Annotated in this window: 17 protein-coding genes and 2 tRNA genes; 18 read left to right on the top strand and 1 reads right to left on the bottom strand. The window is 52.0% G+C overall.

Annotation, left to right across the window (positions count from 1 at the left end; translation table 11 throughout):
- Window positions 1–31 precede the first annotated feature (31 nt).
- From folP to PCI15_RS20925, 15 genes are all read left to right on the top strand, one after another.
- The gene (gene folP, locus PCI15_RS20995; protein WP_271271859.1) at window positions 32–898 is read left to right on the top strand and encodes a dihydropteroate synthase; all 867 of its coding nucleotides are present in this window, start codon (window positions 32–34) and stop codon (window positions 896–898) included.
- A gap of 60 nt (window positions 899–958) precedes the next feature.
- Window positions 959–2,299 carry a phosphoglucosamine mutase gene (glmM, locus tag PCI15_RS20990; RefSeq protein WP_271271858.1) on the top strand — a complete coding sequence of 447 codons (1,341 nt, stop codon included), beginning with the start codon at window positions 959–961 and terminating at the stop codon, window positions 2,297–2,299.
- A 134-nt stretch (window positions 2,300–2,433) separates the two neighbouring features.
- On the top strand, window positions 2,434–3,198 hold the full coding sequence (gene tpiA / locus PCI15_RS20985) for a triose-phosphate isomerase (protein ID WP_271271857.1): 765 nt from the start codon (window positions 2,434–2,436) through the stop codon (window positions 3,196–3,198).
- A gap of 12 nt (window positions 3,199–3,210) precedes the next feature.
- The gene (gene secG / locus PCI15_RS20980; protein WP_271271856.1) at window positions 3,211–3,570 is read left to right on the top strand and encodes a preprotein translocase subunit SecG; all 360 of its coding nucleotides are present in this window, start codon (window positions 3,211–3,213) and stop codon (window positions 3,568–3,570) included.
- Window positions 3,571–3,580: 10 nt separating this feature from the next.
- Window positions 3,581–3,667: transfer RNA gene (locus tag PCI15_RS20975), tRNA-Leu, on the top strand.
- 134 nt (window positions 3,668–3,801) lie between these two features.
- Window positions 3,802–3,878: transfer RNA gene (locus PCI15_RS20970), tRNA-Met, on the top strand.
- A 342-nt stretch (window positions 3,879–4,220) separates the two neighbouring features.
- Entirely contained in the window at window positions 4,221–4,679 is a 459-nt protein-coding gene (gene rimP, locus PCI15_RS20965) for a ribosome maturation factor RimP (RefSeq protein ID WP_205659957.1), read from the top strand.
- Window positions 4,680–4,718: 39 nt separating this feature from the next.
- Window positions 4,719–6,209 (top strand): transcription termination factor NusA, encoded by a 1,491-nt coding sequence (nusA, locus tag PCI15_RS20960; protein WP_271271855.1) that lies wholly within the window; start codon window positions 4,719–4,721, stop codon window positions 6,207–6,209.
- 24 nt (window positions 6,210–6,233) lie between these two features.
- Window positions 6,234–8,738: a translation initiation factor IF-2 gene (gene infB, locus PCI15_RS20955; RefSeq protein WP_271271854.1), complete on the top strand. Its 2,505-nt coding sequence runs from the start codon at window positions 6,234–6,236 to the stop codon at window positions 8,736–8,738.
- 6 nt (window positions 8,739–8,744) lie between these two features.
- Complete coding sequence (gene rbfA / locus PCI15_RS20950; RefSeq protein ID WP_271271853.1) at window positions 8,745–9,176, top strand: 30S ribosome-binding factor RbfA; 432 nt, start codon at window positions 8,745–8,747, stop codon at window positions 9,174–9,176.
- Window positions 9,177–9,179: 3 nt separating this feature from the next.
- Window positions 9,180–10,136: a tRNA pseudouridine(55) synthase TruB gene (gene truB, locus PCI15_RS20945; RefSeq protein ID WP_271271852.1), complete on the top strand. Its 957-nt coding sequence runs from the start codon at window positions 9,180–9,182 to the stop codon at window positions 10,134–10,136.
- A 117-nt stretch (window positions 10,137–10,253) separates the two neighbouring features.
- Window positions 10,254–10,523, top strand: a complete 270-nt coding sequence (rpsO, locus tag PCI15_RS20940; RefSeq protein WP_271271851.1) for a 30S ribosomal protein S15 — start codon at window positions 10,254–10,256, stop codon at window positions 10,521–10,523.
- 180 nt (window positions 10,524–10,703) lie between these two features.
- Entirely contained in the window at window positions 10,704–12,806 is a 2,103-nt protein-coding gene (pnp, locus tag PCI15_RS20935; protein WP_271271850.1) for a polyribonucleotide nucleotidyltransferase, read from the top strand.
- 535 nt (window positions 12,807–13,341) lie between these two features.
- The gene (locus PCI15_RS20930; protein ID WP_271271849.1) at window positions 13,342–13,854 is read left to right on the top strand and encodes a putative pterin-binding protein; all 513 of its coding nucleotides are present in this window, start codon (window positions 13,342–13,344) and stop codon (window positions 13,852–13,854) included.
- Window positions 13,847–15,925, top strand: coding sequence for a putative bifunctional diguanylate cyclase/phosphodiesterase (locus PCI15_RS20925; RefSeq protein WP_271271848.1), 2,079 nt, complete (start codon window positions 13,847–13,849; stop codon window positions 15,923–15,925). The genes PCI15_RS20930 and PCI15_RS20925 overlap by 8 nt, the downstream gene beginning before the upstream one ends.
- 154 nt (window positions 15,926–16,079) lie before the next feature.
- On the opposite strand, the gene PCI15_RS20920 is transcribed toward PCI15_RS20925, so the two are convergent.
- Window positions 16,080–17,027: an outer membrane protein assembly factor BamD gene (locus PCI15_RS20920; protein WP_271271847.1), complete on the bottom strand. Its 948-nt coding sequence runs from the start codon at window positions 17,025–17,027 to the stop codon at window positions 16,080–16,082.
- A gap of 183 nt (window positions 17,028–17,210) precedes the next feature.
- On the opposite strand from PCI15_RS20920, the gene rluD reads away from it, so the two are divergent.
- The 3 genes from rluD to clpB all read left to right on the top strand — a co-directional run bounded on the left by rluD (window position 17,211) and on the right by clpB (window position 21,651).
- A complete protein-coding gene (gene rluD, locus PCI15_RS20915) occupies window positions 17,211–18,179 on the top strand; it encodes a 23S rRNA pseudouridine(1911/1915/1917) synthase RluD (RefSeq protein WP_271271846.1) in 969 nt (322 codons plus the stop codon).
- Window positions 18,176–18,904, top strand: coding sequence for a peptidoglycan editing factor PgeF (gene pgeF / locus PCI15_RS20910; protein WP_271271845.1), 729 nt, complete (start codon window positions 18,176–18,178; stop codon window positions 18,902–18,904). Before rluD ends, pgeF begins: the two co-directional genes overlap by 4 nt.
- A 158-nt stretch (window positions 18,905–19,062) precedes the next feature.
- Window positions 19,063–21,651, top strand: coding sequence for an ATP-dependent chaperone ClpB (gene clpB / locus PCI15_RS20905; RefSeq protein ID WP_271271844.1), 2,589 nt, complete (start codon window positions 19,063–19,065; stop codon window positions 21,649–21,651).
- Window positions 21,652–21,742: the final 91 nt, after the last annotated feature.

Raw genomic sequence — 21,742 nt, 5'->3', positions numbered from 1 at the left:
TTTTACGTTCTGACATTAGGAACAGTGAGTAATGAGTGATTTAAGTCAGTTTCAGTTTGCTTCCCGCCGGTTAGATTTAACCCGTCCCCAGGTGATGGGGATCGTTAACGTGACCCCGGATTCTTTTTCTGACGGCGGAACGCTATATGCGTCAGAAAAACTGTCGGTGCAGAGGGCCGTTGACCGTGCTTTGCAGATGGTAGACCAGGGTGCTGCTTTTATTGATATCGGTGGTGAGTCAACCCGGCCGGGTGCGACCCCGGTGGGCCTTGATGAAGAAATGAATCGGGTGTTGCCGGTGGTTGAGCGGCTGAACCGTGAAGTTGATGCGATTGTTTCCGTGGATACCAGTTCGCCGGAAGTGATTGTCGAAGCGGCTGCGCTTGGTGCGGGGCTGATTAACGATGTCCGGGCACTGGGGAAAGCAGGTGCACTTGAGGCGGCAGCAGCCAGTGGTTTGCCGGTGTGCCTGATGCACATGCAGGGCAGCCCTGCGACGATGCAGGATGCACCGGTTTACAGTGATGTGATTGATGAGGTTGAGGCGTTTCTTGCGGCGCGTATAGCTGCCTGTGAAGCCGCCGGGATTGACCGGCAGAGAATTATTCTTGATCCGGGGTTCGGTTTTGGTAAAACCCTGGAGCATAATTTGCGGCTGTTGAATAAGCTGGAGCAGTTGCACCGTCTGAAGTGTCCGTTGCTGCTGGGTACATCACGTAAGAGTATGATTGACCATGTGCTGAATAAGCCGGTTGATCAGCGTTTGTCCGGTGGGTTGGCGACCGTGGCGCTGGGCGTCACAAAAGGCGCGGCGATTTTTCGGGTGCACGATGTTCAGGAAACCACCGATGTGGTGCGTATGTGTGAAGCGGTACTGGCAGAGCGCAAGCCGGATTAACAGCGGGCGTGTAGCCGTGTTAGCGTATTAACCGGCTTGCGGGAGCAGAAAGGAAATAACATGACAAAACGATATTTTGGTACTGACGGTATTCGCGGAAAAGTGGGCACCGCGCCGATAACGCCGGATTTTATGCTGAAACTGGGCTGGGCAGCAGGCAAGGTATTTGCCCGTGAAGGCCGCAGTAAAATTATCATCGGTAAAGATACCCGTATTTCCGGCTATATGTTTGAGTCAGCGCTGGAGGCGGGTTTATCTGCGGCAGGTGTAGATGTATTGCTGCTGGGACCAATGCCGACCCCGGCAATTGCGTATCTCACCCGTACATTTAATGCCAATGCAGGCATTGTTATCAGTGCATCGCACAATCCATACTATGATAACGGCATTAAGTTTTTCTCTGCTCAGGGAACTAAGTTGTCAGATGATATTGAGCACGCCATCGAAGCGCAGCTTGATCTTGCCCTGACCACTGTGGATGCTGCTGAACTGGGTAAAGTGCGCCGTATTGATGATGCTGCCGGCCGGTATATTGAGTTTTGCAAAGGCACCGTTAATGCCGGTTTTAGCCTGAAAGGGCTGAAGGTAGTGGTGGATTGTGCCAACGGTGCGACTTACCACGTGGCCCCGCAGGTCTTTAGCGAGCTGGGCGCTGAGGTAGTAACTATAGGTGCCGGTCCGGATGGTCTGAATATCAATAATGGTTGCGGAGCGACGTCTACAGAGGCCTTGCAGACCGCTGTAACTGAGCATCAGGCGGACCTGGGCATTGCCCTGGACGGTGATGGTGACCGGGTGATCATGGCGGACCATAACGGTGTTCAGGTGGATGGTGATGAATTGTTGTTCATCATGGCGATGCAGCTACACCGGGAAGGCCGTCTGAATGGTGGTGTTGTCGGTACGCTGATGTCTAACTTTGGTCTGGAGCAGGCGCTTGTGAAAGCCGCTATTCCGTTTATCCGCGCCAAGGTAGGTGATCGCTATGTGATGGAAGCGTTAGCAGAAAATCAATGGTTGTTGGGTGGTGAGTCTTCAGGGCATCTGGTGTGCCGTGATGTAACCACGACCGGTGATGGCATTGTTGCGGCGTTACAGGTGCTTAAGGCGATGGTGTCGAATGAAAAATCGCTGGCTGAGCTGAAGGGCGAAATGACCAAAATGCCGCAAACCATGATCAATGTGCGTCTGGCTGAGAAGATTGACGTGGTAAGTTTGCCTCAGGTACAGGCTGCGGTGGCTGATGTGGAAGCGCGCCTCGGTGACCGTGGCCGGGTGCTGTTACGTCCGTCCGGCACGGAACCTTTGGTGCGGGTCATGGTGGAAGGTGATGACGCTGCCTGGGTTGCAGAACTTACGGCAGAGCTGGCGGCGGCTGTAGAGGCTGCGATTGCGGTCTGACCGGGTTGATTAATAAGGCATTTCTGCGGCGTAATTGTCTTTGTTGTGACTTATTCCGCCGCAGCATTGTTAAGATCTTGTAACTTATTTTGAAACTGGGTACTATGTGCGCCGCCTTACACAGAGGAAATCATATGCGTAAAACAATCGTTGCCGGTAACTGGAAAATGAACGGTACCCGTGAAGCAAACCGGGAGCTGCTGAGCCAGTTAGTTGCAGGGGTAGATGTTGCGCAGGGTGTAGAGGTGCTGGTGTGTCCGCCGGCGGTGTATCTTGATCAGGCGACTGAACTGGTTAAGGATACTGCAATTAAGGTGGGTGCCCAAAACGTCAGTGATCAGCCTAAAGGGGCTTTCACTGGTGAGATTGCCTTGCCTATGCTGCAGGACCTGGGGTGCGAATACGTACTGCTGGGGCATTCAGAGCGCCGTACTTTGTTCGCAGAGAACGATGCGCAGGTAGCAGATAAATTTGCTGCTGCGCTGGATGCCGGAGTTATGCCTGTTTTATGTGTAGGTGAAACGCTGGAACAGCGTGAAGCATCGCAGACACTGACGGTTGTTGCAGCTCAGGTTGCAGCGGTTATTGACCGGGTAGGTATCAGTGCGATGGCGCAGACTGTGATTGCTTATGAGCCGGTCTGGGCAATTGGTACAGGATTAACCGCAACGCCTCAGCAGGCTCAGGAAGTGCACGCTGCTATTCGTGTACAACTGAAAAATCTGGATGCTGATGTCGCGGATTCTGTGTCAATTCTGTATGGTGGCAGCATGAATGCCGGTAACGCAGCAGAGCTCCTGTCAGAACAGGACATTGATGGCGGTCTGGTTGGTGGTGCCTCTTTGAAGGCGGAAGATTTTTTGACGATCTGTGGCGCTGCCGCAGCGCGTCTGAAGTGAGTGAATAGTTAAATGGAAACTCTGGTTCTTGCGGTACATGTTTTATTAGCGGCGGCGATTATTGCTCTGGTTCTGTTACAGCAGGGTAAAGGCGCAGAAGCAGGTGCTGCTTTTGGTAGCGGTGCATCTCAGACTGTATTCGGTAGTCAGGGTTCCGGTTCATTCCTGAGCCGCATGACGGGTGTACTGGCTGCGGGTCTGTTTGTAACCAGTTTCGTTCTGGCGGTATATGCCAAAGAACAGGCCGGTACGGTGACCGATGCAGGTATTCCTTCTGCTGCGGTTGTTGAGCAGGTACAGCAGGCTGATGAACTGCCAGCGCTGGAAGAAAGTGCAGCGCCAGCTGATGCGGACGTACCGCCAGCAGAATAACCTTTTATTTGCCGAAGTGGTGGAATTGGTAGACACGCCATCTTGAGGGGGTGGTGACCTAAAGGTCGTGCGGGTTCAAGTCCCGCCTTCGGCACCAATTCATTGTTCAGCAGTGACTGCTGAAACAGTCGGATAGCCGGTCGCTGTTCTTATTTGAGCGGGCCGGTCCTCAAAAGTCCTGTTATTGCTAAACAGGCGCGGTGAGATTATAATACCCACCGGTTTTTTTGATGCGGGGTGGAGCAGCCTGGTAGCTCGTCGGGCTCATAACCCGAAGGTCGTCAGTTCAAATCTGGCCCCCGCTACCAAAAAACAGCAGCTAAGGCTGCTGGTAGCCAAAAGATATCTGTTTTTATTAGATCTTTTTCTACCAGGATGGCGGCGTGCTGTCGCTTCATACAGGTTCGTATGTATGAAGTGTTTTACTTAAGTGAGTGTTATCTCAAGTAAAACGGAATCGGAGTAATTCGGTTCACGCGGTGTTTAGCGTAATAAAATACTGTTTTATTACGCTAGGTACCGTTCAATTAGTACGCTGATTGGCCCCTTTTTAGGGGCTTTTTCGTACTTGTGGCTCAGGAATGCCACGAAAGTAATGGGTCACTGACCCATTTTTTATTGGTTTAAACAAGTCAGTCTGAGGTTTTTGCGTGTCCGCAAAGATGAGTACTTTAGAAGCACTGATCGAGCCGTCCGTTGTGGCGCTGGGTCTGGAGCTTTGGGGCATTGAGATGCTGTCGCAGGGGCGGCAAAGCATGCTGCGTGTCTATATCGATTCAGAGAATGGCGTGGGTGTGGATGACTGTGCAAATGTCAGTCGCCAGATCAGCGGTGTTCTGGATGTTGAAGATCCGATCAGCGGTGAATATACGCTGGAAGTATCCTCGCCGGGGATGGATCGTCCGTTATTTAAACTGTCGCAGTATCAGGACTACATCGGTCATGTGGTTCAGCTGCGTTTACGGATGCCGTTTGATGGTCGCCGCAAATTTAAGGGCGTGCTGAATGGCATCGAAGATGAAGATATCGTGCTGGTTGTTGACGCGGATGAATATTTATTGCCAATCGATCATATCGAAAAGGCAAATATCGTACCGCAGTTTAAATAACCCACGGGCAGGACTGGAATTTGAGGTAGGGGCAGTTGCATGAATAAAGAAATTCTCCTGGTTGCTGAAGCAGTTTCTAACGAAAAGGATGTATCCAAAGAAGTTATCTTTGAAGCCATCGAGTTAGCGCTGGCAACCGCGACTAAAAAGCGTTATGACGAAGAAGCGGAAATCCGTGTAGTAATCGACCGTGAAACCGGTGATTACGAAACATTCCGTCGCTGGGATGTTGTCAGCAACGAAGCAGTACCTCTGCTGGGTACTGAGCTGACAATGGAAGAAGCGGAAGAAATCGACAGCAGCCTGCAGCCAGGTGATGTTCATGAAGAACAGGTTGAGTCTGTTAAGTTCGGCCGGATCGCTGCCCAGACTGCAAAGCAGGTAATTGTTCAGAAGGTTCGTGAAGCAGAACGTGCCAAAGTGGTTGCGCTGTACAGCGACCGTATTGGTGATCTGATTTCCGGCTCTGTTAAGAAAGTTACCCGTGACAACATCATTGTTGACCTGGGTAACAATGCTGAAGCGGTATTGCCGCGGGATCAGTTATTGCCGCGTGAAGCATTCCGTATGGGCGACCGTATCCGTGCGGTACTGCATGAGATCCGTACTGAAGGCCGTGGTCCTCAGTTGGTCATGAGCCGTGTCAGCAATCAGATGCTGATCGAGCTGTTCCGCATTGAAGTGCCTGAAATCTCTGAAGAAGTTATTGAGATTCGTGCGGCATCCCGTGATCCGGGTTCCCGTGCCAAGATTGCGGTTAAGACCAATGATGGCCGTATAGATCCGGTTGGTGCCTGTGTCGGTATGCGCGGTGCGCGTGTGCAGGCCGTATCAAATGAACTAGGTGGTGAGCGTGTGGATATTATCCTGTGGGATGACAATCCGGCACAGCTGGTAATTAATGCGATGTCCCCTGCGGATGTGGCATCCATCGTTGTTGATGAAGAAACCCGCTCAATGGATGTTGCGGTTGCCGAAGAAAATCTGGCAATGGCAATCGGTCGCAGCGGCCAGAACGTACGTCTGGCAGCTGATCTGACTGAGTGGAAACTGAATGTTATGACCGAAGATGAAGCTGCTGAGAAGCAGCAGTCTGAAGTCGGTTCAATTTTAGAAACCTTTGCCAAGCATCTGGATGTTGATGATGACATTGCAGAAGTGCTGATCGATGAAGGCTTCACTTCACTGGAAGAAGTGGCTTATGTACCGGTCGACGAGATGCTTGAAATTGATGGTTTCGACGAAGAAATCGTTGAAGAGCTGCGTAACCGCGCGAAGGATGCTCTGCTGAATCTGGCACTGGCAAGCGAAGAGAAGCTGGAAAGTGCTGAGCCGGCAGAAGACTTGCTGGAAATGGAAGGTATGGAACGTCACCTGGCGTTTGTACTGGCCAGCAAAGGCATCGTTACTATGGAAGACCTGGCTGAACAGGCTGTTGAAGATCTGCTCGATATCGAAGAGTTGGATGAGGAAAAAGCAGCAGCACTGATTATGACTGCCCGGGCACCATGGTTTGCGGACGAAGAATAAGGTCAACGTAGGAGAGTAACGAATATGGCAGAAGTCACAGTAACACAACTTGCCGAGGTAGTTGGCGTTCCCGTTGATCGTTTGTTAACGCAAATGGGCGAGGCCGGTATTGCCGGCAAGAAGGAAGGCTCTAAAGTAAGTGAAGATGAGCGTCAGAAATTACTGGCGCATCTGAAGCGCAGCCACGGTGAAAAGTCTCAGGGTGAACCTAAGAAAATCACCCTGAAGCGTAAAACCACCAGTCAGCTGAAGGTTGCCGGTGCATCCGGTAAGAAAACCATTAACGTAGAAGTACGTAAGAAACGTACATACGTTAAGCGTGACGAAGTAGAAGATACTTCAGCGAAAGATCAGGAAGTGGCAGCCCGCGCAGCTGAAGAAGCTGAACGCGCCCGTCGCGATGCTGAGTTGCAAGCTGCGCAGGAAAAACAGCGTGAAGAAGTGCGCAACAAGCAGGAAGCTGATGCGAAAGCAAAAGCTGCTGCAGAAGCAAAAGCTAAGACAGCTAAAGAAGCGCCGCGTCCGGCACGTGCTGCTGAGCCGGCTGCAGATGCTAAGCCTGCTGCGGCGAAGAAAGGCCGTGAAAAGCCTGCTTTCCGTAACGAAAGCAAGCCTGCTGGCGGTAACAAACCCGGTAACAAGCGTCTGTCCCGTAAGGGCGGTAATGCTGGCCGTAACGACCGTGACAACCGCCGTGGCGGTAAGCCGGTTCGTAAGGGCATGACCAGCGATAACGTTCAGGCATTTGAGAAACCGACTGCACCGGTTGTGCATGAGGTTCAGATTCCTGAATCTATCACTGTTGCAGAGCTGGCGAAGAAGATGTCAGTTAAAGCCGCTGACGTGATTAAAGTGATGTTTAAGATGGGTGCCATGGCAACCATCAACCAGGTGATCGATCAGGACACTGCAACACTGGTTGTAGAAGAAATGGGTCACACTGCGATTCCTATGCAGGAAAACACTGTTGAAGATCAGCTGATCGAAAGCTCCAGCAATGAAGCGATTGAAGGCGACGCGCAGGAACGTGCACCGGTTGTTACCGTTATGGGGCACGTTGACCACGGTAAAACATCCCTGCTGGATTACATTCGTGAAACCCGCGTTGCGGCAGGCGAATCCGGCGGTATTACACAGCATATCGGTGCGTATCACGTTGAAACTGACAAAGGTATGGTCAGCTTCCTGGATACACCGGGCCACGCAGCGTTTACCGCAATGCGTGCACGTGGTGCTCAGCTGACGGATATCGTTATTCTGGTTGTTGCTGCGGATGACGGTGTAATGCCGCAGACCGAAGAAGCGGTAAACCACGCCCGTGCGGCCGGTGTACCACTGGTTATCGCTGTTAACAAAATTGATAAAGAAGAAGCCGATCCGGACCGTGTTAAAAACGAACTGGCTCAGCGCGATGTATTGCCTGAAGACTGGGGCGGTGACGTTCAGTTCATCAACGTGTCTGCGAAAACCGGCCAGGGCATTGATGACCTGCTGGATGCAGTATTGCTGCAAGCTGAAATTCTTGAACTGACAGCAGTTCCTGAAGCGCCGGGCCGTGGTGTTGTTGTTGAATCACGCCTGGATAAGGGCCGTGGTCCTGTCGCGACTCTGCTGGTACAGAACGGTACTCTGAACCAGGGTGATATCGTGCTGGCCGGTCTGCAATATGGCCGTGTACGTGCGATGCTGGATGAGAATGGTCGTCCGGTTAAATCTGCTGGCCCGTCTATTCCTGTTGAGATTCTGGGTCTTGACGGTACGCCAGGTGCCGGTGATGAATTCACCGTGGTTTCCAGCGAGAAGAAGGCGCGTGAAGTTGCGCTGTTCCGTCAGGGCAAATACCGTGAAGTTAAACTGCAGCGTCAGCAGCAGGCTAAACTGGAAAATCTGTTTGCAAATATGCAGGCCGGTGAACAGAAGTCGCTGAACGTGATCCTGAAGTCTGACGTACGGGGTTCTCTGGAAGCTCTGACTGGTGCACTGAACGACCTGAGCACTGATGAAGTTAAAGTGAACATCGTTTCCGGCGGTGTCGGTGGTATTGCTGAAACAGATGCCAACCTGGCACTGGCGTCCAGCGCTATCATGATCGGCTTTAACGTGCGAGCTGATGTTCAGGCCCGTGCAGTCATTGAACGTGAAGAGATCGAGCTGCGTTACTACAGTGTTATCTATGACATCATCGATGATGTCCGTCAGGCGATGACAGGTCTGCTTGCACCTGAATTCCGTGAAGAAATCGTCGGTATTGCTGAAGTACGTGATGTCTTCCGTGCACCGAAGATTGGTGCGGTTGCAGGCTGTATGGTTACCGAAGGTTCCGTATACCGTAACAAGCGTATCCGTGTACTGCGTGAAAACGTTGTTATCTATGAAGGTGAGCTGGAATCCCTGCGTCGCTTCAAAGATAACGTTGCTGACGTACGTCAGGGTATGGAATGTGGTATCGGCGTTAAGAACTACAACGATGTTAAGGTTGGTGATCAGATCGAAGTATTCGATTCTGTTGAAATCCAGCGTACTCTGTAAGGCATTATGGCAAGAGATTTTAGTCGTACACAACGAATCGCTGACCAGGTCCAGAAGGAACTGGCTCAGCTGATTCAGCGGGAAATTAAAGACCCGCGTCTGGGGATGGTAACCATCAGCTATGTGAAGGTCGCTAAAGACCTTGGCTATGCGGATGTTTATGTGACTGTGCTGCCGTTAGGCGGTAAGGATCATGATGAAGCCATTGCCGAGTCTCTGAAAGTGCTGAACCAGGCTGCAGGCTTCCTGAGAGGGCAGCTTGCACGGCTGGTTAAGTTGCGGGTAATGCCGCAGCTGCGCTTCCATTTTGATGCCAGTGTTGACCGGGGTCGTCGTCTGAACGATCTGATTTTCCAGGCGCGCCGTTCTGATGCCGAGCTGTTGGCAGACGATGCGCCGGAAGGTGATCAGCCTAACCCGGACACGAAAGGGGAATAATCCATGGCCAGGCGGGCAAAAGGCCGGCCGGTGGATGGTATTTTCCTGCTGGATAAACCCGGCGGGATTTCCTCTAACCGTGCTCTGCAAATTGTTAAACGTCTCTATGGTGCTGCGAAAGCAGGTCATACCGGTGCGCTGGATCCTCTGGCCACCGGGATGTTACCGCTATGCTTTGGCGAAGCCACCAAATTCTCTCAATTCCTGCTGGATGCGGACAAACGCTATATCACCACGGCCAAATTAGGTCAGCGCACTGACACCAGTGATGCTGATGGTCAGGTGGTGGAAGAGCGTCCGTTGCCGGCTGATCTGAGTTTTGCCCGCATAGATGAACTGCTGCAGCAGGAATTTACCGGTCTGATCACTCAGGTGCCCTCTATGTTTTCGGCGTTAAAGCACAACGGTCAGCCGTTGTATAAGCTGGCGCGTCAGGGTATTGAGGTGGAAGTGAAGAGCCGTCAGGTGACGGTATTCAGCATTGAAGTGCTGGATTTCCGCGGTGATGAAGTTGATCTGGATATTCGCTGCAGCAAGGGCACCTATATTCGCTCTATTGTGCAGGATATGGGGGAAATGCTGGGCTGCGGAGCGCATGTACAGATGCTGCGCCGCCTGGATTCCGGCCCGTATAAAGCGGCAGAGATGATGCCGCTGGCTGAACTGGAAGCTCTGGTTGAAAAAATGACCCCTGAAGTTGATCTGGATGGCATACAAAAGCATCTGGATGGGTTATTATTGCCGCCCTGGAGTCCGGTAGCGGATACCCCTGAGGTTGTTCTTGATAAAACGCAGGTTCTGGCACTGATAAGAGGCCAGAAAGTGCAGCTGGAATCCCCTGACGCAACAGCGCTGGTGCGGATTCTGACAGAGGATGACGAGTTTCTCGGGATCGGTGAAGTGACCGAAGGCGGACGGCTGTTACCCCGGCGTTTGCTGAATACCCAGAACAAAGTTTAAATTTGTTTCGGCCCTGGCCGGAGCATTCTGACGATGGACTGAAAATATGCTCGGTGCATCGCGACTTTAAATCCGGCGGCTACGGCCGTGTGCATATTAAAATCTGGAGATAGAAAAATGGCATTATCTGCTGAAAAGAAAGCTGAGATTGTTGCAGAATACGCGCGTGCTGAAGGCGACACTGGTTCCCCTGAAGTTCAGGTAGCTCTGCTGACTCACAACATCGTTGGTCTGCAGTCTCACTTTAAAGGTCACATCCACGATCACCACTCCCGTCGTGGTCTGATCCGCATGGTAAACCAGCGTCGTAAGCTGCTGGATTACCTGAAGGGTAAAGATGCTAGCCGTTACGTCGAGCTGATCGGTCGTTTAGGTCTGCGTCGCTAAGATAATGTTCCGGGGTCATCAATCGATGACCCCGGTGCTTTTTACGCCTGTTTAATTGTCGTTTATCAACCAGCCTGTACTCTGATAGGCCTTCCCTGAGGGGCTAACAGAGTACTGGCTAAAAGAGGCCTGATGACGCGATAAGCGGGCATTTGTTGGTTTAGCTTAAGGAAAATTATTGTGCCACAAGCAATTACTAAAACGTTTCAGTTCGGTCAGCACCAGGTAACACTGGAAACCGGACGTGTAGCACGTCAGGCAACGGGTGCCGTACTGGTGACCATGGCTGGCGTACAGGTGCTGTGTACTGTTGTTGGTGCGAAGAGCGCCCGTGAAGGACAGGATTTCTTCCCTCTGTCTGTTCACTACCAGGAAAAGTACTACTCAGTTGGCCGTATCCCGGGTGGCTTCTTCAAGCGTGAAGCCCGTCCGTCTGAGAAAGAAACACTGACGTCCCGTCTGATCGACCGTCCTATCCGTCCACTGTTCCCGAAAGGTTACATGAACGAAGTTCAGGTTATCTGTACTGTGATGTCTGCAGATAAAGTAAATGATCCGGATATCGCTGCGATGCTGGGTACGTCTGCTGCACTGGCTATTTCCGGTATCCCTTTCCAGGGTCCGATCGGTTGTGCACGTGTCGGTTATACAGAAGAAGACGGTTACTCCCTGAACCCTTCTTATGAAGCACTTCAGACCTCTATGCTGGACATGGTTGTTGCCGGTACTTCTGATGCGGTTCTGATGGTTGAGTCTCAGGCTCAGGAGCTGTCTGAAGACGAAATGCTGGGTGCGGTTGTATTCGCCCACGAAGAAATGCAGGTTGCTATCAGTGCGATCAACGAACTGGTTGCTGAAGCAGGTAAAGAAGCCTGGGTTTGGGAACCGGCTGCGAAGAACGAAACACTGATCGAACAGGTTCGTGGCGTTGCTGCTGCAGGTGTTGAAGCGGCTTACCAGACTGCTGACAAAATGCAGCGTCAGGCAGCGCTGTCTGAAGTACGTAAGCAGGCTGTTGCAGCACTGTGTGAAGGTGAAGACGCGGCATCTGCCGGCGAAGTGGGCAGCATCATCAGCTCACTGGAAAAAGAAATCGTTCGTGGCCGTATCCTTGACGGTGCTCCACGTATCGATGGCCGTGACACTAAGACCGTTCGTGATATCGAAGTAGAAATCGATGTTCTGACCGGTACTCATGGTTCTTCTCTGTTCACCCGTGGTGAAACTCAGTCTGTTGTGACCTGTACCCTGGGTACTGCCCGTGATCAGCAGATCATTGATGCAATCGAAGGCGAGCGTAAAGATCCGTTCATGCTGCACTACAACTTCCCTCCATACTCTGTTGGTGAAGCTGGCCGTATCGGTGCAACCGGCCGTCGTGAAATTGGTCACGGCCGTCTGGCACGTCGCGGTGTTGCTGCGGTTCTGCCAACTCAGGAAGAATTCCCGTACACCATCCGTGTTGTGTCTGAGATCACTGAATCTAACGGTTCAAGCTCTATGGCGTCTGTATGTGGTGCGTCTCTGTCTATGATGGATGCCGGTGTACCTCTGAAAGCGCCTGTTGCGGGTATCGCGATGGGTCTGGTTAAAGAAGGCGAGCGTTTCGCTGTTCTGACCGACATCCTGGGTGACGAAGATCACCTGGGTGACATGGACTTTAAAGTTGCCGGTACAGAAGCCGGTGTTACTGCGCTGCAGATGGATATCAAGATCACCGGTATTACCGAAGAGATCATGGATATCGCACTGGAACAGGCGTACGAAGCCCGTGCTCACATCCTGAAGGAAATGGGCAAGGTAATCGGTTACTCCCGTCCTGAGCTGCCGGACAATGCGCCAGCAATGACACTGATCGAGATCAACCCAGAGAAGATCCGTGACGTAATTGGTAAAGGCGGTGCAACTATCCGTGCACTGACTGAAGAAACCGGCGCAACTATCGATATCGATGACAGCGGTACTGTACGTATCTACGCAGCTGATAAAGCAGCTGCGAAGATGGCAACTGACCGTGTAATCGAAATCACTGCTGAAGCTGAAGTGGGCGCAGTTTACGAAGGTAAGGTTGTTCGTATCGAAGAATTCGGTGCGTTCGTTAACATCCTGCCGGGTAAAGATGGTCTGGTTCACATCTCTCAAATCGCTAACAAGCGCATCGAGAAAGTGACTGATTACATCAAGATGGATGATGTCCTGAAGGTTAAGGTTCTGGACGTTGATGCCCGTGGTCGTATCAAGCTGACCATGCGTGATCTGGAGCAGGATGAGTCTGTAGAATAAGACTGATTGCTGCATAGAAAAAACCCGCTCCGGCGGGTTTTTTTGTGCCCGGTATTTTTGATTGCCGTTTGGGTTTCATGATTGCGGATTTGTTTGAAGATTGTTGTTTGCTGTGATAGCTATAAAGGCTGTTGCTGTCTGTGGGTAAGTTCTTGCGATTGGCTTAACTGTTTGTTATTTCGATTTTTTTGAAGTTTCTTATGATTTTTTAAGTCGATTGAGATGTATGTAAAAGGATTTTTATAACTATATTGCTGGGGATTGGTTTGTTGGTTTTCTCTGCTTTTGTTTGAAAACAAGCAGGTTCTATTCTCATAATGGTGGCTTTACCGAGGCTCAGAGAGAGCGATAAGCGTTTTTTTAACATAGAATTATGGCTGGTTGCTCATAGATGTTTGCAGGGGGTCCGGCTGATGTATTCAGCGGCTGGAATCCGGCTCAGGCATTTAACCGAAAAGGCAGATGTACGTTCGCAAAAGGAAGCAGAATCAGAACCTATGAGTATTGTTTGTGTTTGATTTCACGGGAGGCTGTGATGTTGAAGCAAAAATTATGTATATGGTTTGCATGCTGTTTCTTTTCTGCGGCTGTGTTAGCACAGGATATTCATCTGGATGTACCGAAGGGGAAGGTTCTCCTGACGCTCACCGGAAACATTGCTGAGCATAATACAGACAATGGTCTGCAACTGGACCGTGAGCAGCTGCTACAGTTTCCGCAGCGGGTGATTCGTACTGAAACCCGCTGGACCGAAGGGGTGACCGAGTTCAGTGGTCCGCTGGTGCGGGATATACTGGCGGCAGCCGGTGCCCGGGGCAGTGCTGTCTCAGCGCTTGCCGCAAATGAATATAAAATCGAAATTCCCACCGAAGACTTTAAATCCTTTGATGTGATTCTGGCCATTCAGAAGAATGGCGAGCCTCTGACCGTCCGGACTAAAGGGCCTGTCTGGGTAATCTATCCTTGGTCGGAACATGCTGAGCTTGAAAACGGGACTTACTATTCACGTGCAATCTGGCAACTGGTGCAGCTTGAAGTAAATGATTAAATCCGGCACCAGAACCTCAATTATCATCGCGACGATGATGATTGTGGTCATTATACTCAGCATGTTCAGCTCATTCTGGCTGTTCAGACAGATATCCGGTATGCAGGTCGGGCCTACCCGTTCTGAGTTGGTGTTTTTCATGCGCCAGTATGAATACGAACTGATGCGTACGGCTGCCCATTATGCCGAAGCCTATCCGGATCCGCGTTTTGAGAACAGCCAGGAGCGTTTCGATACCTGGTTTAACATTCTCTGGAGCCGCTTAGACAGTATTGAGTCGGGCCGTTTGGGCGGGGAAGCGGTTAATGATGGTTTTGACATCGAAAAATTACAGGCGACGATTATCTACATCGACAGCGCGCTTTACGGTGCAGAGGTGCCTGATGCCAAGACTGTTGAAAGTGTACGCACGCTGTTCAAGCAACTGATCGAAGAATCCCATCAGTATCAGCAGGACCGTGATTTTCTCAACCGTGAGGTGGCTTTAGAGCGGCAGATGAAGTCTTACGAGTCATACCGAAACTCGTTAGTGCTGAGTGTCATTGCGCTGATCCTGGGACTGATTGTGGCGGTATATCTGTACCGCAATAATAAGCGCTTACTGGAGATGCAGGCGGGCCTTGAAGACCGGGTCGAGCAGCGTACCCATGAGTTGATGCTCAGTAATATCAGCCTTAAAAGTGAAATACAGGAACGTTACAAGGTTGAAGAGCAGCTGCGTAACAGTCAGATGATCGCCGAAGAGGCCAAGGAGCGGGTTGAGTATCAGGCCAACTTTGACTCACTGACGCGACTGGCTAACCGGAATTTGTTTGAAGATCGCTTTTCTCAGGCAATAGCCCGGGCCCGCCGGGACGGCAGTCAGGTTGCCCTGTTGTTTCTGGATCTGGACCGCTTCAAGCACATCAACGATACCCTGGGTCACTCGGTGGGTGATGAGTTGCTGCAGGAAGCTTCCGGAAGAATTCTCAGTGTCTTGCGGGAAAGTGATACGGCTTCCCGTTTTGGCGGTGACGAGTTCGCGGTGGTACTGCCGGATGTGCGAGACCCGCTGGTCATTGAGCATATAGTGGGCCGGATTCTGGATGAGCTGTCGATGCCGTACCGGCTGGATGGAAATGACGCCTTTGTTTCTGCCAGTATCGGCGTCACGATCTTTCCGGATGACGGCGACAGCACCGGTACTCTGCTGCGTAAAGCTGACAGCGCCATGTATAAGGCAAAAGAACGGGGGCGAAATAATTTCCAGTTCTTTACACCGCAAATGGATATTGAAGCCCATGACCGGCGTAAGCTGGAAGCGGCCCTGTATGATGCGCTGGAACATAACGAGTTTATGCTTAACTATCAGCCGGTGTTTAACCCTCATAGCGGCCGGCTGGTTGGCGCAGAGGCGCTGATTCGCTGGTACGATCACGAAAATGGGTTTGTGGCGCCGGATGTGTTTATTCCGCTGGCGGAAGAGATTGGCCTGATTGTGCCGATCGGTGAATGGGTTTTACGGGAAGCCTGCCGTGAGGCTGTTCGCTGGAAGCAGACCAGCGGTCTGCCGCTGCATCTGGCGGTGAATATGTCGTACCGGCAATTCCAGAAACAGGACGTTGCAGCCATGGTGGCCGGGATATTAAAGGATACCGGGCTTGAGCCTGAACGGTTGGTGCTGGAAATAACTGAAGGTCTGATGATGGCTGATGATCAGGGAATCCATGATCAGTTGGAGAATATTCGTCAGCAGGGGGTTAGCCTGGCCATTGATGATTTCGGTACCGGCTATTCGTCCCTGAGTTATCTGAAGAAGTTTCCGATTAACATTCTTAAGATTGACCGCTCGTTCGTGAAAGACCTGACGGTTGATCCGGACGATGATGAGCTGGTGAAGGGCATTTTGTCGATGGCACAAAGCCTCAAGCTGCAGGTGGTGGCTGAAGGGGTAGAAAGCCGGGAGCAGGAAGCGTTTCTGGTCAGTAATCAGTGTCTCTTTACCCAGGGGTATTATTACAGTCGGCCGTTGTCGCAGCCGGACTTTGAGCGGTATCTTCTGCAATCGGCAGAGGCCTACCGCAGCGCCTGATGAAGCGTTGCTGAGCGGTAATTGCGTTCAGTGGTCACCGGATGGGAGAAGTGCGGAACGGACGGACAGCGGTTTAGCCGTCGTATTTCCCGGACATAGCAGACAAAAAAAGAGCGGCAGTGCCGCTCTTTTTTGACAGGTTATTCAGTTCCGCTTACTGGGCTGGCTGAATTTCTTCGTCATCATCATCGAAGACGCCGAAAGTCATGATGCTGAACCATGAACGGCCATTGTCGTCTTCTTCTGCTGCCTGAGGCTCAGGCTGCCGGTTAGCTTCTTCCTGATCACCTTCGCCGAACAGACCAAAGGTTGCAGAGCTCAGCAGGGATTCTTTTTTCGCCCGTTTGATATTGGTCTGGAAACCCGGGAAGTTCGCGTCCAGAACCGCCTGGGCATCTGCCGCCAGTTCCGGCAGTTGTAACTGGTTATATCCCAGTACCATGATGCTCAGTGCTTCCGGTACCAGCGGCGTCTCCTGATAGTTCTCAACCACGTAGCGACCACGGTTAGCGGCTGCCAGCCATGCTTCACGGCGTATATAATAACGGGCTACATGGATTTCATGCTGAGCCAGACGGTTTTTCAGGTACACCATGCGCTTTTGCGAGTCCGGTGCGTACTGGCTGTTCGGGAAGCGCTTGATCAGGGTATCGAAGCTGTTGAATGAATCCAGTGCGTTGCCCGGATCGCGGGTACTTTCATCAATCGGCAGGTAGTCTTCAAAGATCGACTTGTCCTGATTAAACGCGGTCAGACCTTTGAGGTACAGGGCGTAATCCAGGTTTGGATGGTTCGGGTGCAGCCGGATAAAACGGTCGGCAGCGGCTTTTGCTGCTTCTGCTTCGCCATTCTTGTGGTAAGCGAAGATCAGCTCCAGCTGTGCCTGCTCGGAATACTGACCGAACGGGTAGCGGGCTTCCAGCAGCTGCAACTTTTCAATTGCCAGCGGGTAATTATCTGCCTTCAGGGCAGAGATCGCTTCGTCATAAATGGTTTGTTCCGGGGTATCCAGGTTATCGGTTTCTTCACCACCACCAAACCACGAACAACCGGCGGTCATGATACAAATCGATAGAATCGCGAACAGCTTAGCTAGGCGCATAAAAAAATATCCTGATAATTGTTGCCGGTGTCCTTGTAAGACAGCGGTTTAGGCCACTTTCAGTTATAATGGGCAAAATTTTACCGGGCTTATTTAACCATAACCCGAAGTTAAGCCAAAGCATCAAACAGCCTTTGTGTGCTGAAACCGCATAAAGGACTCAAAAAGTGAAGAAAATATAGCATGACAGAGCAGGTGCAATTAAGTGCAACCGTCCCGGACGGGCTAATAGGTAAGCGGTTAGATCAGGCCGTAGCGGATCTGTTCCCGGATTACTCCCGTTCCCGGTTACAAAACTGGATTAAAGACGGCAGCCTGAGGGTCGACGGCAAAAGCTGGCGGATCCGGGATAAAGTATTTGGCGGTGAAGAAATTGTCATAGATGCCCAACTGGACGTCATCGACAGCTTTGTGCCCCGCGAAATGCCGCTGGATATCATCTTTGAAGATGAGCACATCATGATCATCAACAAGCCGGCAGGCCTGGTGGTGCATCCGGCGGCCGGTCACTGGGACGATACCCTGCTGAACGGCTTGCTGCATTACAACCCGGACATGGCGCAGGTGCCACGGGCCGGTATTGTTCACCGGCTGGATATGGATACTACCGGTTTGATGGTGGTGGCGAAAACGATTCAGGCACAGACCGATCTTGTCGCTCAGTTGCAGGAACGCACTATGGGCCGTGAATATGAGGCGATAGTGAACAATGTGATGACTGGCGGCGGTACCGTGGATGAGCCGTTGGGACGCCATTCCCGTAACCGTCAGATGATGGCGGTGGTGGGTCTGGGTAAAGAAGCCGTGACCCATTACCGGGTGCTGGATAAATTCCGGACACATACTCATATCCGTCTGAAGCTGGAAACCGGCCGTACCCACCAGATTCGGGTACATATGGCGTATATCAATTACCCGCTGATCGGTGATCAAATGTACGGTGGCCGGTTCCGTTTGCCGAAAGGTATCTCTCCTGAGCTGCAGCAGAATCTGAGGGACTTTAAGCGTCAGGCGCTGCATGCCAAGCGGCTGGAACTGTTCCATCCGGCAACCGGCGAGCTGATGTCCTGGGAAGTAGATCTTCCGGAAGATATTCAGACTTTGCTGGCGAATCTGAAAGATGACACACAGGCACACGAAGACGACCTATGAAACTGATTCGCCCGGACTGGCAGGCCCCTGCACACATACACGCGTTTACCACTACCCGTCTGGGCGGCTGCAGCGAAGGTGTGTATGCGGGGCTGAATCTGGGTGATCACGTGGCGGATGACCCGGCACGGGTAGCCGAAAACCGCCGTTTACTGGCCAGTGAACATGGCTGGCAGGCGGTACAGTGGCTACAGCAGACGCATAGCACCATTGTGGTTGAAGCATCTCCCGAGGGTAATGTACCTGAAGCCGATGCCTGCTGGACGGATAAGACCAGTCAGGTATGCATTGTTATGACCGCCGATTGCCTGCCGGTGTTTATCAGCAGTGCTGACGGTTCCCGGGTAGCAGTTGCCCATGCGGGCTGGCGTGGGCTGGTGGACGGTGTGGTAGAAAATACCCTGCAGGAATTCGCTGCGCAGCAGGATGTTCATATCTGGCTCGGGCCGGCCATCGGTCCGGATGCATTTGAAGTGGGTGAAGAAGTGCGCCAGCAGTTCTGTGATTACCTGTCTTCATCTGCAGCGGCATTTAAGCCTTCGGCAAATGCTGGCAAGTGGCTGGCAGATATTTATCAGCTGGCGCGGTTACGCTTGCAGCATCTGGGCATTGAGCGGATTTCCGGCGGTGAGCATTGTACCTTTACCCAGGCCGATAAGTTCTATTCTTACCGCCGCGACGGTGTCACCGGCCGGATGGCCAGCGCGATCTGGATCGGTTCCTGATATATATCAGAACTTGCTAATTTAATTTTCTTTGCCGGCTTGAATTTCCTTCAGGCAGCCCCTACTTAAGTTATTAACTCACCAGCCGTCCCGCGGGCCAGTTCAGAGCCCGGATACCATAACGGCCAGTGGTGCAGATAATTTTAAGGAGGGTTTCAATGCATCCCGAACGTTTTACCAGTAAGTTGCAGTCCGCTCTGGCTGATGCCCAGTCACTGGCGATTGCCAAAGATCACAATTACATCGAACCGGTCCATATTCTCAAAGCTTTGCTTGATCAGCAGGGCGGTTCGATCAGACCCTTACTGACTCAGGCGGGGGTGAATACCCAGCAACTGAGTAATGCCGTCCAGCAGGAATACACTAACCTGCCGCAGGTGACCGACAGCGACGGCGATATCCGCTTTTCCCCTAATGTTGGCAAACTGTTTAATCTGACCGAAAAACTGGCCCGTGAATGGCAGGATCAGTATATCGCCAGTGAAGTTTTTGTACTGGCAATGCTGGATGACAAGAGCGGCGTGGGCAAAATGCTGAAAGCGGCCGGGGCGGATAAACAGCGCCTGACCGCTGCTGTACAGCAGTTGCGCGGCGGTGAAGGTGTGGATTCGGCCAACGCGGAAGAAAACCGTCAGGCTCTGGATAAGTACACCATCGACCTGACCGCCCGGGCTGAAGCCGGCAAGCTGGATCCTGTGATTGGCCGTGATGATGAAATCCGCCGTACCGTTCAGGTTTTGCAACGCCGTACCAAGAATAACCCTGTGCTGATCGGTGAACCGGGGGTGGGTAAAACCGCCATCGTTGAAGGCCTGGCCCAGCGTATCGTCAACGGTGAGGTGCCGGAAGGCCTGAAGAATAAGCAGGTACTGTCACTGGATATGGGCGCACTGATTGCCGGTGCCAAATTCCGCGGTGAGTTTGAAGAACGCCTCAAGGCAGTACTGAATGAACTGTCGAAGCAGGAAGGGCAGATCATTCTGTTCATTGATGAACTGCATACTATGGTTGGTGCCGGTAAAGGCGAGGGTGCCATGGATGCCGGTAATATGCTCAAACCAGCACTGGCCCGGGGCGAGCTGCATTGTGTTGGCGCCACCACGCTGGATGAATACCGTCAGTATGTGGAGAAGGATGCCGCGTTAGAGCGTCGTTTCCAGAAGGTTATTGTGGATGAGCCAAGCGAAGAAGATACCGTGGCGATTCTGCGGGGTCTTAAAGAGCGTTATGAGATTCACCACGGTGTGGATATCTCTGATTCGGCCATCATTGCCGCCGCAAAGTTATCCCAGCGCTATATCACCGACCGGCAGTTACCGGATAAGGCGATTGACCTGATCGATGAAGCCGGCAGCCGTATTCGTATGGAGATGGACTCCAAGCCGGAAAGTATGGACCGGCTGGAACGCCGTCTGATACAGCTGAAAATGGAACGTGAAGCCCTGAAAAAGGAAAAAGATCAGGCGGCCAGGAAGCGTTTGCAGGAACTGGAAGCAGCGATCAGCGATATCGAAAAAGAATATGCCGATCTGGAAGAAATCTGGAATGCTGAAAAGCTTGCTCTGCAAGGGTCTCAGCAGGTTAAAGAACAACTGGATCAGGCGAGAATCGAACTGGAGAAGGCTAGCCGTGCCGGTGATCTGAGCACGATGTCTGAACTGCAGTATGGCAAGATTCCTGAATTGGAAAAGCAGCTGGCAGCGGCCTCTGAAGCTGAAGCTGAAGCGGATCATGCTGACCAGCAAAACAGGTTACTGCGTAATAAAGTCGGTGAGGAAGAAGTTGCCGAAGTGGTGTCCCGCTGGACCGGTATTCCGGTATCGAAAATGCTGGAAGGTGAACGTGACAAGCTGCTGCGCATGGAAGATGCGCTGCATGAGCAGGTAATTGGTCAGGAAGAGGCGGTACGGGCGGTGTCGAATGCGGTACGCCGTGCCCGGGCAGGACTGGCGGATCCGAACCGGCCGAACGGTTCTTTCCTGTTCCTCGGGCCAACCGGGGTGGGTAAAACCGAGTTATGTAAAGCGCTGGCTAACTTCCTCTTTGACACTACTGATGCCATGGTGCGCATCGATATGTCTGAGTTCATGGAAAAGCATTCTGTGGCACGGCTGATAGGTGCCCCTCCGGGCTATGTGGGGTATGAGGAAGGCGGATACCTGACAGAAGCGGTACGCCGTAAACCTTATTCCGTGCTGTTACTGGATGAAGTGGAAAAGGCCCATCCGGATGTTTTCAATATTTTGCTGCAGGTACTGGAAGACGGTCGCCTGACCGACGGGCAGGGGCGCACGGTGGATTTCCGTAATACCATAGTGGTGATGACCTCCAACCTGGGATCTGACCTGATTCAGAATTTCAGCAGTGATGATGATTACAGCCTCATGCGCAATGCAGTGATGGAGGTAGTGGGCACTCACTTCCGGCCGGAGGTGATTAACCGGATTGATGAAGTGGTGGTCTTCCACAGTCTGGGTAAAGAGCAGGTCCGTGGCATTGCACAGATTCAGCTGCAGCGTCTGCGCAGCCGTCTGGCTGAAAGAGAGCTTGGCCTGGTGCTGACTTCAACAGCAATGGATAAGCTGGTGGATGTGGGTTTTGAGCCTGTATATGGGGCGAGACCGCTGAAACGGGCGATACAGCAATGGATTGAGAATCCGCTGGCGCAACGTTTACTCGCCGGTGATTTCAGCAGTGGCAGCGAAATTGCTGTGGATGTTGAAGCGGGAGAGTTTGTTTTCCGTTAACCGAGCGTCGGTTTTGCCGGTCAGTGATAAGCCCCGTGGTTGTTAACAGCCACGGGGTTTTTTGTGCTTCAAACGAACAGATAAGCGACAA

This window comes from Aliamphritea hakodatensis, assembly GCF_024347195.1.
GTDB lineage: Bacteria > Pseudomonadota > Gammaproteobacteria > Pseudomonadales > Balneatricaceae > Amphritea > Amphritea hakodatensis.
This window is presented reverse-complemented; position numbering and strand designations above follow the sequence as displayed.